Raw genomic sequence first — 11572 nt, 5'->3', positions numbered from 1 at the left:
GGGTGTCGTCCGGGTCGTCCTCGCGGTGCTCGTGGCGGGCGGTGGAGTACCGCGTGTCCGGGGTGTTCTCGTGGGTCAGCACCAGGACGACGCCGGGGACGGCCTCCGCCGCGGCCGTGTCGATCGCGCGGATCCGGGCGTGGGCGTGCGGCGCGGCCACGATGCGCAGGTGCAGGCAACCGGGGACGGCGAGGTCGAACGTGTACGGCTCGGTCCCGGTCACCACCCGACGGGCCGCGAGGGGGTACGGGGAGTCCCCGACGCGAGAACCCGGCTCGTCCCCGGTCGACCCGCGCACCCCGGCCTCGATGGCCTGCCGCACGGACCGGTACCCGGTGCAGCGGCAGAGGTTGCCCTTCATCCGCCGGGGCAGGTCGTCCAGGTCGGACTCGTCCAACGTGGACGCCGTGACGATCATGCCCGCCGTGCAGAACCCGCACTGGAAGCCGAAGTTCTCCACGAAGGCGCGCTGCATCGGGTGCAGGTCCTCCGGGGTGCCGAGGCCCGCGACGGTGGTCACCGCGGCACCCTCGATCCGCTGCGCGGGGTAGATGCAGGAGTGCACCGGGCGGTCGTCGACCAGCACCGAGCAGGCGCCGCAGTCGCCGGCGTCGCACCCCTTCTTGACCTCGAAGTGCTCGGCCTCGCGCAGGAACGTGCGCAGGCACTGCCCGGGCCGCGGCTCGCCCTCTCCGGGGGTGCCGTTGACCTCGTACCTCATGCCAGCTCCACCCGGATCTCCTCCAGCAGCACCGCGCTGACCTGCCGCCGCCAGTCCGCCGTGCCGAGTGGGTCGGTGTAGTAGCCGGGAGCGGCGTCGACGTCGGCGCGTAGCTCCGCCGCCGTCGGCACGGCCGGGTAGCGCAGCACGGTGGGTACCGCGGTCGCCGCGGTGATCACGAAGACCGCCGCACCGTCCTCGTCGACCCGCCCGGTCAGCACGGCCCCGGAGCGGCCCAGGTCGGCCAGGGCGATCTTGCGCAGCGCGGCGCGGGACCGCAGGGCGCGTTCGGGCAGGTCAAGGGCACGCAGCACCTCGCCGCGGGCCAGCGCGTTCGTGCCGTTGCCGGTGACGAGCTCGGCCACCGGGACCCGGTAGTCGCCGTCGGGGGTCCACACGAGGGCCACGCCGTCGAGAGCCGCGCACAGCGACACCATCCCGGCGGCGGCGAAGGACTGGCAGACGTTGCCGCCGACCGTCGCCACGTTCCAGATCTTGAACGACGCCAGCAGGGCGTGGGCGCACTCCGCCGCCAGCGGCGGCCGGTCCGGGTGGGCGAGCAGCTCGGCGATCGTGCAGGTGGCGGCGATGCGGAGGCCGTGCTCGGTGCGTTCCACGGGTGGCCAGCCCATCGTCGTCAGGTCGACGAGGCCGGTGGTGGCGGGCTGGGGCTCGGAGTAGAGCCAGGTCCCACCGCCGAGAACCCGTTCACCGGGGGCCAGGGCCAGGTCCGCACGGGTGCGGGCCCGGCGGTAGCCGGTGACCGTGTCCAGGTCCATGCGCGCTCCGTCTCGGATGGGCAAACGGTGCGAGGAGACCGCGCCCGCAGGCCCCTCGGCAATGGTCCGCGGCACCCCTTCATCGGAACGTAACGGCCGCTTCTTGCGCCGACGGCCGTCGAGCGGCCATCCTGCTTGAACCAGATGGTTCACGGCTTACGGAGGCCCCTGCAGTGGACACCCTCGACCTCGGCGCGTTCACCGATCTCGGCGTGCACACCCCCGGGGAGCTCTCCGCCGCCGCGGGGTTCTACCGGCGCTGGGGCTTCGTGGTCCTGCGGGACCTGGTCCCGACCGAGCTGCTCGACCGGATCGAGGCCGAGTGCGTGCTCGCGCAGCGCGGGGTGCTCTCCGGTGCGCTGGCGGGGCGGCACGGGTCCACCAGGTACCTCGACTCCGCGGACAAGGCGGGGTTCGTCAACTACGTCGAGTACGTGGAGGAGCTGGCGCCCGGCGTGGAGACCGCGCTGGGCCTGCCCGCGCTGCGCGCGCTGGTCGGCGAGCTGCTGGGCGAGGGCTTCTGGCCGAGCCGCAACGGCGTCGTCTACCAGGACGCGCGCCCCGGCCGGGAGTCCGGCTACAGCCGGATCGGCTGGCACGCGGACTGGCAGGCCGTGCCGCACCTGGACATCTGGCCCGGCACCGCGTTCACGATCCACGTGGACGGCACCAGCCCGGCGAACGGCTTCCTGCGCGTGGTGCCCGGCAGCCACCTGTGGGCCACCCCCTCCCCCTACGAGAACGTGAACGGCGCGGTCGTGCCGGAGGGTGCCCCCGCCGCGCGGGGATACACCGACACCCCGCCGCCCTTCGCGATGCCGCTGGGCTTCGAGAAGGTGCGCGGGGAGGTCCCGGTCTACGCCGAGCGGGGGGACGTGATCCTGCACGACGCCTTCCTCTGGCACTCCGCCGCCCGCGCGACGGACGACGCGACCCGGCGTCGGCACGTCCGCGGCGGCTGGCAGGGCGGCGACCCCGCCCTGCGGGACACCGAGACCGGCTTCGTGAAGAACGCCGCCCGCTGACACCCGAGCGCGACCCCGAACCGGTCAGGAGCCGCGGTAGGTCGAGTAGCTGTACGGGGAGAGCAGCAGGGGGACGTGGTAGTGGCCCCGCTCCGGGTCCGCGGTGAAGGCGATCGTGATCTCGGGGAAGAACGAGTCCTGGCCCGTGGACACGTGGTAGTCGCCGACCGCGAACACCGCCGTGTAGGTCCCCACCGCCAGGGCTCCCGAGTAGAGGTCGCCGACGCGGCCGTCGGAGTCCGTGGTGCCGGTGTGCACGCTGCCGTCCGGTGCCGTGAGGGTCACGCCGACGCCCGCCGCGGGGGTGCCGAGAGCCGCGTCGAGGACGTGGGTACTGATGCCTGCCATACGCGCACTCTGCCATCCGACCGCCCTGTCACACGCCCGTAACCTGCGGATTCGTGCCCGTCCGGAGCCGGTAGCGTGGACGAGGTGCTCATCACGGTGATCAACCCCAACACCACCGAGTCGATGACGGCGACCATCGGCAAGGCCGCCGCGGCCGTCGTGGGGCCCGGCACCACCGTGCGCGCGGTGACCCCGGCGATGGGTCCGGCGTCGATCGAGAGCCACTACGACGAGGCCCTCGCCGTGCCGGGTCTGCTCGCCGAGATCGAGGCCGGGGAGCGCGCGGGATCGGCGGGGTACGTGATCGCCTGCTTCGGTGACCCCGGGCTGGACGCGGCCCGCGAGCTGGCCCGCGGACCGGTCGTCGGGATCGCGGAGGCGGCCATGCGCACCGCCTCCTACCTGGGACGCGGGTTCTCCGTGGTCACCACGCTGGGTCGCACGATCGGCCGCGCCGAGGACCTCGCGGAGCACTACGGCGCCGCCCGGTTCTGCCGCGGGATCCACGCCTGCGAGATCCCCGTCCTGGAGCTGGAGACCGATCCGGCGGCGCGGGAGCGGATCACCGAGGCGTGCGCGCGGGCCGTGGCCGAGGACGGTTCCGACGCCGTCGTGCTGGGCTGCGCGGGCATGGCGGACCTCTGCGCGCACATCGGCCGGGAGATCGGGGTGCCCGTCGTGGACGGCGTGGCCGCGGCGACCAGGACCGTCGAGTCGCTCGTCGCGCTCGGCCTGCGGACCGGTGACCGGGGCGAGTTCGCGCGCCCGCCGGCGAAGGCCTACACCGGGATGCTCACGGATTTCCAGATCCGTTAGACGCATATATGTCACGCTCGTCTTAACGCCGGGGACGAACTCGTGAAGTGTTCCGTTCTCCCGCTGCAGGGCTCCGACCAGGACCTACCGTCACTCCATCGGGTCGGAGACTGTGCGGAGGGCTGAATGTCGGAATCAGTGGAGGCGGCCCCGGTCGCGACGAGCGGGACGCCGGGTGAGATCAAGGCGTCGTACGACGCCAGGCTCACCAACGAGGACCTGGCACCGCTGAAGAACCAGAACTGGAAGTCCTACAACTTCTTCGCCTTCTGGATGTCCGACGTGCACAGCGTCGGCGGGTACGTCACCGCCGGCTCGCTGTTCGCCCTCGGCCTCGCGGCGTGGCAGGTGCTGGTCGCGCTGCTGATCGGCATCACGATCGTCTACTACCTGTGCAACCTCGTCGCGAAGCCCTCGCAGGCGACCGGCACCCCGTACCCGGTCATCTCCCGGGTGTCCTTCGGCGTGCTGGGCGCGAACGTGCCCGCCATCATCCGCGGCCTGATCGCCGTCGCCTGGTACGGCATCCAGACCTACCTGGCCTCGCACTCGCTGGTGATCGTCGCGCTCAAGCTGTGGCCGGGGCTCGCCGGGCTCGCCGACGTGCAGCAGAGCGGCTTCGTCGGGCTCTCGACGTTGGGCTGGATCGCCTTCCTCTTCATGTGGGTCGTGCAGGCCGCCGTGTTCTGGAAGGGCATGGAGGCGATCCGGAAGTTCATCGACTTCTGTGGCCCCGCCGTCTACGTCGTGATGTTCCTGCTCGCGGGCTACCTCGTCATCGAGGCGGGCTGGAGCAACATCGACCTCAACCTGTCCGAGGTCAACCTCTCCGGCTGGCAGTCCGTCGGCGTGATGATCACCGCGATCGCGCTGATCGTGTCCTACTTCTCCGGCCCGATGCTCAACTACGGCGACTTCGCCCGGTACGGCCGCACGTTCTCCGACGTGAAGAAGGGCAACTTCCTCGGCCTGCCGCTGAACTTCATCGTGTTCGCGCTGCTCGTGGTCATCACCGCCGCGGCCACGCTGCCCGTGTTCGGCAGGCTGATCACCGACCCGGTCGAGACGGTCGCGCAGCTGGACAGCACCTTCGCCGTCGTCCTGGGCGCGTTGACGTTCATGATCGCCACCATCGGCATCAACATCGTGGCGAACTTCGTGTCCCCGGCGTTCGACTTCTCCAACGTCAACCCGCAGAAGATCAGCTGGCGGATGGGCGGCATGATCGCCGCCGTCGGGTCCGTGCTGATCACGCCGTGGAACCTGTACTCGAGCCCGGACGTCATCCACTACACGCTGGACACGCTGGGCGCCTTCATCGGCCCGCTCTACGGCGTGCTGATCGCGGACTACTACCTGATCAAGAAGCAGAAGGTCTCCGTCGACGACCTGTACACGCTGAAGGCGGACGGCAAGTACCACTACTCGAAGGGGTACAACCCGGTCGCGATCGCCGCGACGGCCGTCGGCGCCGTCATCGCCATGGCGGTCGTGCTGTTCGGCTCGTCCACCGCCGCGGCCTTCAGCTGGTTCATCGGCGCGGGCGTCGCGTTCGTCCTGCACTGGGTGGTCTCGCGGATGCGCTCCGGCAGCACCCCCGCCGAGGAGACCGCCACCGCCTGACCCGCACCACCACCGCCGTCGTCGCCCCGTGGGTCGAGTTCACACACTCGACCCGCGGGGCGACAGTGACGTAACGCACAGTGGGAACCCAGGGGGACCCACATCCACCCGACCGGAGGACGAATGGGTATCTCACTCGGCTACAACCAGTACGGCAAGGCGGAGTGCCACATGGTGCACGTGGACCGGTCGACGCCGGTCCACCAGATCACGGACGTCACCGTGACCAGCCAGCTGATCGGCGACTTCGCGGACACGCACCACACCGGCTCCAACGCGAAGGTCATCGCGACCGACACCCAGAAGAACACCGTCTACGCGCTCGCCCGACAGCACGGCGTGGGCACGCCGGAGTCCTTCGGGCTCCTCATGGCGCGCTACTTCGTGGACGGGTTCGAGCAGGTCACGGGCTCGCGGCAGGAGGTGAACCTCGACGCGTGGGACCGGATCACCACGTCCGAGGGCCCGCACGACCACGCCTTCAGCAAGGCGGGCGGGGAGGTGCGCACCTGCGTGGTCACCAAGCACGGGTCCGAGGAGACGGTGATCTCCGGGCTGTCCGGGCTCGTCGTGCTGAAGAGCACCGGGAGCGAGTTCCACGGCTTCCCGGACGTCCCCTACACCTCGCTGGTGGAGACGGACGACCGCATCCTCGCCACGGCGGTCAGCTCGCGGTGGCGCTACATCGGCACGGACGTCGACTGGGACAAGTCGTTCACGTCGATCCGGCAGATCCTGCTGGACAGGTTCGCGCTCACGCACTCGCTGTCTCTGCAGCAGACGCTCTACGCGATGGGCGAGGCGGCGCTCGAGGCCCATCCGGAGGTCGCCGAGATCCGCTTCTCCATGCCCAACAAGCACCACTTCCTCGTCGACCTCGAGAAGTGGGGCCTCGATAACCCGAACGAGGTCTGGTACGCCGCCGACCGGCCCTACGGGCTGATCGAGGCGTCCATCGTCCGCGACGACGCGCCGCCCGCGGGCAGCGCGTGGGAAGGCGTGAAGGGCTTCATCTGATGACTGCCGAACCCACCGAGAAGTCGGAGGAGGCCGTGCGGCCGGAGGACGAGAGGGTCCCCGTCGGCAAGGCGTTCTTCTTCGGCCTCCAGCACATCCTCGCCATGTACGCGGGCGTGGTCTCGCCCCCGATCATCATCGCCAGCGCGGCGGGGCTGTCCCCCGCCGACCAGGCCCTGCTCGTCACGGCCGCCCTGTTCGTCTCCGGCCTCGGCACGCTGCTGCAGTCCCTCGGGGTGCCCTACGTCGGCTCGCAGCTGCCGCTGGTGCAGGGTGTCTCGTTCGCCGCCGTCGGCACCATGACCGCGGTGGCCACCAACGAGTCCATCGCGGACCCGGCGGCCCGGATGGCCACGATCTTCGGCGCCGTCATCGTCGCCGGCGTCATCGGCTTCGTGATCGCGCCGCTGTTCGCGAGCCTGGTGCGCTTCTTCCCGCCCATCGTGACCGGCTGCGTCATCACGATCATCGGCATCTCGCTGTTCCCGGTGGCCCTGCGCTGGATCCGGGGCAACGAGATGATCAACGGCCAGCCGAACCCGAACTACGGCTCGGGCACGAGCCTGCTGCTCGGCTTCATCACCCTGGTCGTCACCCTGGCCATCGCCCGCTTCGGCAAGGGCCTGTTCTCCCGGCTCGCGGTCATGCTCGGCCTCGTGATCGGCACGATCATCGCCACGATCATGGGCCGGGTGAACTGGGGCGCCGTCGCCAGCGGGCCGATCTTCGCGCTGCCGCAGCCCTTCCACTTCGGGGCGCCGCAGTTCCAGATCGGCGTGATCGTCTCCATGACGATCGTCATCCTGGTGATCATGGCCGAGACGACGGCGGACCTGCTGGCCGTCGGCGAGATCCTCGGCACGAAGGTCGACAAGAAGCGCATCGCGGCCGGTCTGCGAGCGGACATGGGCGCGACGGCGATCTCGCCGGTCTTCAACGGCATGCCGATCTCGGCCTTCGCCCAGAACGTCGGGATGGTCGCGATCACGGGCATCAAGTCACGGTTCGTGGTCGCGGCGGGTGGTGGGATCCTCGTGGTCCTCGGCCTGCTGCCGGTGCTCGGCCGCGTCATGAACGCGATCCCGCTGCCCGTGCTCGGCGGCGCGGGGATCGTGCTGTTCGGCTCCGTCGCGGCGGCGGGCATCAAGACGCTGTCACGGGTGGAGTTCACGAACTCGAACATCCTGATCGTGGCCACGTCCATCGGGGTCGGGCTCATCCCGATCACCGTCCCGGAGGTCTACCTGCACCTTCCCGAGTGGCTGGCGACGATCTTCGAGTCGGGCATCAGCGCCACCGCGATCTTCGCGGTGCTGCTCAACCTGGTGTTCAACCACTTCAGCAAGACGGAGGAGCCTGCCGTCCCCGACCACTGACCACCCCGTCGAGATGAACCTCAGTGACTGTTGATCATGCGTGAAACGTCGCTGAGGTTCATCTCGGCGTGGCGATGGTGCGGCGGGCGAGGACGGCGAGCTCGACCAGGTCCGCCCCCGTGGACTTCTCGACCCACTCGCCGCCCAGGGCTCCGCAGTCCACGCCGCGCAGCAGGAAGCCCGCCAGCGCGACGGCGGTGGCGGGCTCGTCCATGAAGCCGGACTCGGACTGTTCCCGATAGGCCCGCAACCGCGCGGCCGCCGACTCCGCGGAGCCGCGGAAGAACGCGTAGACCGCGGTGAACCGGCTCGGCAGCTGTGCTGGGTGCAGGTCCCAGCCCTGGTAGAGGCCGCGTTCCAGGGAGCGCCGCACCAGCCGGCCGTGCAGCTGCCACGCCGCCCGCACCGCGTCCGGGGTGCCGACCGGCACGACGTTCGTGGACCCGTCGGACAGCCGCACGCCCGTGCCCGCCGCGGCGACCTGCATGACCGCCTTCGCGTGGTCCGCGACCGGGTGCTCCATGCTCTGGTACTCCGCCGCGATGCCCAGCGAGGCCGAGTAGTCGTAGGTGCCGTAGTGCAGGCCGGTGCACCGCCCCGCGCCGGCGGCGATCATGCCCGGCAGCGGTGACGCCCCGTCCGGCCCGATCACCGACTGCGGCGTCTCCACCTGGATCTCGAAGCGCAGCGCGCCCTCGGGCAGCCCGTGCTCGGCCTCGAGGGCCTCCAGCACCGCGACGAGCGCGGCGACCTGGGCGGTCGCGGTGACCTTGGGCAGCGTCACGACGAAACCCGCCGGGATCCCGCCGCGCGCGCACAGCTCCCGGACGAACCCGACGAGCGTGCGCACCCCCCGTCGTCGGGTCGCCGCCTCGAAGCTGCGGAACCGGATCCCGGTGAAGGGCGGGGCGGTCCCGGTGGCCACCGCCGCCGTGAGCTCCTCGGCCGCCCGGACGATCTCGGCGTCCTCCTCGGCGTCGGGGCGCGTGCCGTACCCGTCCTCGAAGTCGATCCGGAGGTCCTCGATCGGCTCGGCGGCCAGCTTGTCCCGCACCCGCCCGCGCAGCTCGCCGGGGACGTCCCAGATCGCGGTGAGGTCGGCGGGACCGGCCACGACGGCGTCGAACGCCTCCAGCGCCCGCGCACCCCAGGCCGTGACCGTGCCGCGGTCGAACCGGTCCGCCGGGACGTACACGGTGTGCACGGGCTGGCGGGTGCCCGGGTCGCCGGGGTAGCCGGCGGCCAGCTCGGCGTCGACCGCGGCGAGCTCGGCGTCGAGGGCGTCGGCGAGGGCCGCGGCGAGATCGGTCATGGACCGATCATGGCTCATCAGGCCGCTTGTGTCCCCGGGCGCTGGTGGTAGCGGTCCACGTAGACCTGACCGGACAGCTCGGCGATCGCGTCCATGATCTCGTCCGTGACGGCGCGGCGGATCGCGGCGGAGCCCTCCAGCCCGTCGTACCGGGAGAAGTCCAGCGGCGCGCCGAACCGCACCTCGACCGGCGCCAGCCGCGGCAGCTTCTTGCCCACCGGCTGCACCTTGTCGGTGCCGAGCAGCGCCACCGGGACCACGATCGCGCCGGTGGACAGCGCCAGCGACGCGACGCCGGTGTGGCCGCGGTGGAGCCTGCCGTCGAGCGAGCGGGTGCCCTCCGGGTAGATGCCGAACGCGCCGCCCGCGCGCAGGACCCTGCGCCCCGCGTCGAGCGCGGCGAGGCCCGCCTTGGCGTTCCCCCGGTCGACGGGGACGTAGCCGAGCGCGGTGAGGAACCTCGCGACGAGCCTGCCCTTGAGGCTGCGGGAGGTGAAGTACTCGGCCTTGCCGAGGAAGGCCACCGGCCGCGGGGTGACCAGAGGGATCACCGCCGTGTCGACGGCGGCGCGATGGTTGGCCGCGAAGATCACCGGACCGGTGGTGGGCACCTGCTGGGCGCCCCGCACATGCGGCCGCCAGATGATCCGGACGAGCGGCGCCAGCACCCACCTGATCAGGAACTGCATGACTGTTCTCTTCCTCCCCGGAACGCGCACCCACATGCGCTCCCTCAGTGTCCCCACCGCGTGTGACGTGCGGGTCACCGACTGGAGAACCTACTCGCGTCCGGTCGCAGGTGGATCCGCCACGTAGGGGAGGATTCGCCGGATGTCCGAGGAACGGGTCGAGGCACTGGTTCTCCGCTGGTACGCCCGGCGTGGACCGGGGATCGTGCCGCGCTGGCTCGCCGCGGCGCGCGAGCACCTGCCGGAGGCCCTGCCGGTCCGGTTCGGCGAGTCCGAGCCGCTGCGCACCCGCTTCGTCACCGACGCGGACCTGGTCGCCGCCCACGCCGCCGCGGACCCGTTGCTGTTCCTGAGGTGCACGCCCCCGGTCCACGACGTCTCGCTCGGCGCCGGGTCCCGCGGCGGGCCCGTGCTGGCGCACACCCTGCACGCACTGCTCGATCCCGCGGACGAGCGGGTGCGCCGGTTCGCGCTCGCCGTCGCGGACGAGGACACGCTGTACGTGTCGGCCTCGGTCGCCGACCAGTTCCTCGACGACGGCACGCTCTACGGCCCCGCAGGCCGCCAGGGCGAGCCGTTCCTCGCCGCACGCGGCGACTGGCTCGGCCTGCCGCCCTCGCCGCCGGTGTGGTGCTGGTTCGGTCCCGCGTACGCGAGGAAAGTCGGCCGGACACTGTGGACGGGCGGGGAATGGGTCCCGGAGCGGTTCCGCGCCCGGCTGGACGAGGTCGACCCCGTCCGCCGCCACGCCCGTCGGATGCCCCGCGGCCTGCGGCGGAGGTTCCCCCGATAACGGGTTGCGGCGTGTGGCAGAGTGGGTCTCGACATGAGGCACTGACACCGAAGCGCCCGCGGCCGCGGATCTCCCGGCGGGCAAGAGGATCTCCCCTCCCTGGTGTCGCCATGCCCGTCGCTCCCCTCGTCGCCCACGATCTCGTCCGCACGCTCGGCGACCGCCGCGTGCTCGACGGCGTCTCGCTGACCGCCGCCCCCGGCCGCCGGATCGGCCTGATCGGCGAGAACGGCGTGGGCAAGTCCACGCTGCTGCGGCTGCTCGCCGGGGCCGACCAGCCCGACGGCGGCACCGTCGTCCGGCCTCCCGACCTGGGCTTCCTGCACCAGGAGCTGCCGTTCGGGCCGGCGGTGAGCCTCGCCGAGGTGCTCGACGACGCCCTGCGCGAGGCCCGCGAGGACCTCGCCGCGCTGGACCGGCTGGCGGCGGCGCTCGCCGACGACCCCGGTCTCCTCGAGGCCTACGGGGAACGGCTGGAGCGCGCGGAGGAGCACGCCGCCTGGGACGCCGACCGTCGGGCCACGCTGGTCCTGGACGGGCTGGGGCTCGGCGACCTGGAGCACTCGCGGACGGTCGGGTCGCTCTCCGGTGGCCAACGCGGCCGGCTGGCGCTGGCCGCGCTGCTGATCCGGCGGCCCTCGGCGCTGCTGCTCGACGAGCCCACCAACCACCTCGACGACGCCGCCGCCGCGTTCCTGGAGGAGCAGCTGCGCGGGCTGCCGGGTGTGCTGGTGGTGGCCAGCCACGACCGGGCGTTCCTCGACGCGGTGTGCACGGACGTCGTCGACCTGGACCCTGCGGTCGCGGGCCCGACCCGCTACGGCGGCGGATACTCGTCCTATCAGGACGCGAAGCGCGCGGAGCGGGAGCGCTGGGAGGAGCGCTTCGCGGCCGAGCAGGAGGAGCTGCGCGAGCTGCGGCACTCCGTGGGGTTCACCGCGCACCGCGTCGCCCACGGCAGGGACATGCCGGACAACGACAAGATGGGCTACGGGCGCCGCGGCCAGCGCATCGAGAAGCAGGTCTCGAGCCGGGTCCGCAACGCCGCGCGCAGGCTGGCGGAGCTGGAGCGC

12 protein-coding genes are annotated in these 11572 nt (G+C 71.8%); 7 read left to right on the top strand and 5 right to left on the bottom strand.

Annotated features, from left to right (window positions below):
• Both H5J29_RS08455 and H5J29_RS08450 read right to left on the bottom strand, forming a co-directional pair.
• Positions 1–721, bottom strand: a 721-nt coding sequence (locus H5J29_RS08455; protein WP_181780358.1) for a (2Fe-2S)-binding protein, incomplete at its 3' end; no start/stop codon positions are given.
• Complete coding sequence (locus tag H5J29_RS08450; RefSeq protein ID WP_181780356.1) at positions 718–1500, bottom strand: FAD binding domain-containing protein; 783 nt, start codon at positions 1498–1500, stop codon at positions 718–720. The genes H5J29_RS08450 and H5J29_RS08455, both read right to left, overlap by 4 nt.
• A gap of 173 nt (positions 1501–1673) precedes the next feature.
• Between H5J29_RS08450 and H5J29_RS08445 the strand changes: the two genes are divergently transcribed.
• Positions 1674–2525: a phytanoyl-CoA dioxygenase family protein gene (locus H5J29_RS08445; protein WP_181780355.1), complete on the top strand. Its 852-nt coding sequence runs from the start codon at positions 1674–1676 to the stop codon at positions 2523–2525.
• Between the two features lie 24 nt (positions 2526–2549).
• On the opposite strand, the gene uraH is transcribed toward H5J29_RS08445, so the two are convergent.
• Complete coding sequence (gene uraH, locus H5J29_RS08440; protein ID WP_181780354.1) at positions 2550–2873, bottom strand: hydroxyisourate hydrolase; 324 nt, start codon at positions 2871–2873, stop codon at positions 2550–2552.
• A gap of 75 nt (positions 2874–2948) precedes the next feature.
• Here uraH and H5J29_RS08435 point away from each other — a divergent pair, with 75 nt between their 5' ends.
• The 4 genes from H5J29_RS08435 (at position 2949) to H5J29_RS08420 (ending at position 7705) form a co-directional block, all read left to right on the top strand.
• On the top strand, positions 2949–3689 hold the full coding sequence (locus H5J29_RS08435; protein ID WP_181780353.1) for an aspartate/glutamate racemase family protein: 741 nt from the start codon (positions 2949–2951) through the stop codon (positions 3687–3689).
• 126 nt (positions 3690–3815) lie between these two features.
• Positions 3816–5312 (top strand): NCS1 family nucleobase:cation symporter-1, encoded by a 1497-nt coding sequence (locus H5J29_RS08430; protein ID WP_181780351.1) that lies wholly within the window; start codon positions 3816–3818, stop codon positions 5310–5312.
• Between the two features lie 123 nt (positions 5313–5435).
• Positions 5436–6329, top strand: a complete 894-nt coding sequence (gene pucL, locus H5J29_RS08425; RefSeq protein WP_181780350.1) for a factor-independent urate hydroxylase — start codon at positions 5436–5438, stop codon at positions 6327–6329.
• The gene (locus tag H5J29_RS08420; protein WP_181780349.1) at positions 6329–7705 is read left to right on the top strand and encodes a nucleobase:cation symporter-2 family protein; all 1377 of its coding nucleotides are present in this window, start codon (positions 6329–6331) and stop codon (positions 7703–7705) included. Before pucL ends, H5J29_RS08420 begins: the two co-directional genes overlap by 1 nt.
• Positions 7706–7763: 58 nt before the next feature.
• Here the strand turns inward: H5J29_RS08420 and H5J29_RS08415 are convergent, their stop codons facing one another.
• Both H5J29_RS08415 and H5J29_RS08410 read right to left on the bottom strand, forming a co-directional pair.
• Complete coding sequence (locus H5J29_RS08415) at positions 7764–9017, bottom strand: DUF6986 family protein (protein ID WP_220187131.1); 1254 nt, start codon at positions 9015–9017, stop codon at positions 7764–7766.
• Positions 9018–9034: 17 nt separating this feature from the next.
• Positions 9035–9706 carry a lysophospholipid acyltransferase family protein gene (locus tag H5J29_RS08410; protein ID WP_181780347.1) on the bottom strand — a complete coding sequence of 224 codons (672 nt, stop codon included), beginning with the start codon at positions 9704–9706 and terminating at the stop codon, positions 9035–9037.
• Positions 9707–9848: 142 nt separating this feature from the next.
• Between H5J29_RS08410 and H5J29_RS08405 the strand changes: the two genes are divergently transcribed.
• Positions 9849–10499, top strand: coding sequence for a hypothetical protein (locus H5J29_RS08405; protein WP_181780346.1), 651 nt, complete (start codon positions 9849–9851; stop codon positions 10497–10499).
• A gap of 110 nt (positions 10500–10609) precedes the next feature.
• On the top strand, positions 10610–11572 hold a 963-nt coding region (locus H5J29_RS08400), incomplete at its 3' end, for an ATP-binding cassette domain-containing protein (protein WP_181780345.1).

This window comes from Pseudonocardia pini, from assembly GCF_013870575.1.
GTDB classification, from domain to species: Bacteria; Actinomycetota; Actinomycetes; order Mycobacteriales; family Pseudonocardiaceae; genus Pseudonocardia; species Pseudonocardia pini.
The sequence above is the reverse complement of the archived record's forward strand: the minus strand, read 5'-3'. Positions and strand labels throughout refer to the sequence as shown.

Bases quoted from the DNA above. Each gene is read 5' to 3' on its own strand.
- H5J29_RS08410 (WP_181780347.1), bottom strand. From the start codon at position 9,706: ATGCAGTTCCTGATCAGGTGGGTGCTGGCGCCGCTCGTCCGGATCATC.
- H5J29_RS08405 (WP_181780346.1), top strand. From the start codon at position 9,849: ATGTCCGAGGAACGGGTCGAGGCACTGGTTCTCCGCTGGTACGCCCGG.
- H5J29_RS08450 (WP_181780356.1), bottom strand. From the start codon at position 1,500: ATGGACCTGGACACGGTCACCGGCTACCGCCGGGCCCGCACCCGTGCG.
- pucL (WP_181780350.1), top strand. From the start codon at position 5,436: ATGGGTATCTCACTCGGCTACAACCAGTACGGCAAGGCGGAGTGCCAC.
- H5J29_RS08415 (WP_220187131.1), bottom strand. From the start codon at position 9,017: ATGACCGATCTCGCCGCGGCCCTCGCCGACGCCCTCGACGCCGAGCTC.
- H5J29_RS08430 (WP_181780351.1), top strand. From the start codon at position 3,816: ATGTCGGAATCAGTGGAGGCGGCCCCGGTCGCGACGAGCGGGACGCCG.
- H5J29_RS08420 (WP_181780349.1), top strand. From the start codon at position 6,329: ATGACTGCCGAACCCACCGAGAAGTCGGAGGAGGCCGTGCGGCCGGAG.
- uraH (WP_181780354.1), bottom strand. From the start codon at position 2,873: ATGGCAGGCATCAGTACCCACGTCCTCGACGCGGCTCTCGGCACCCCC.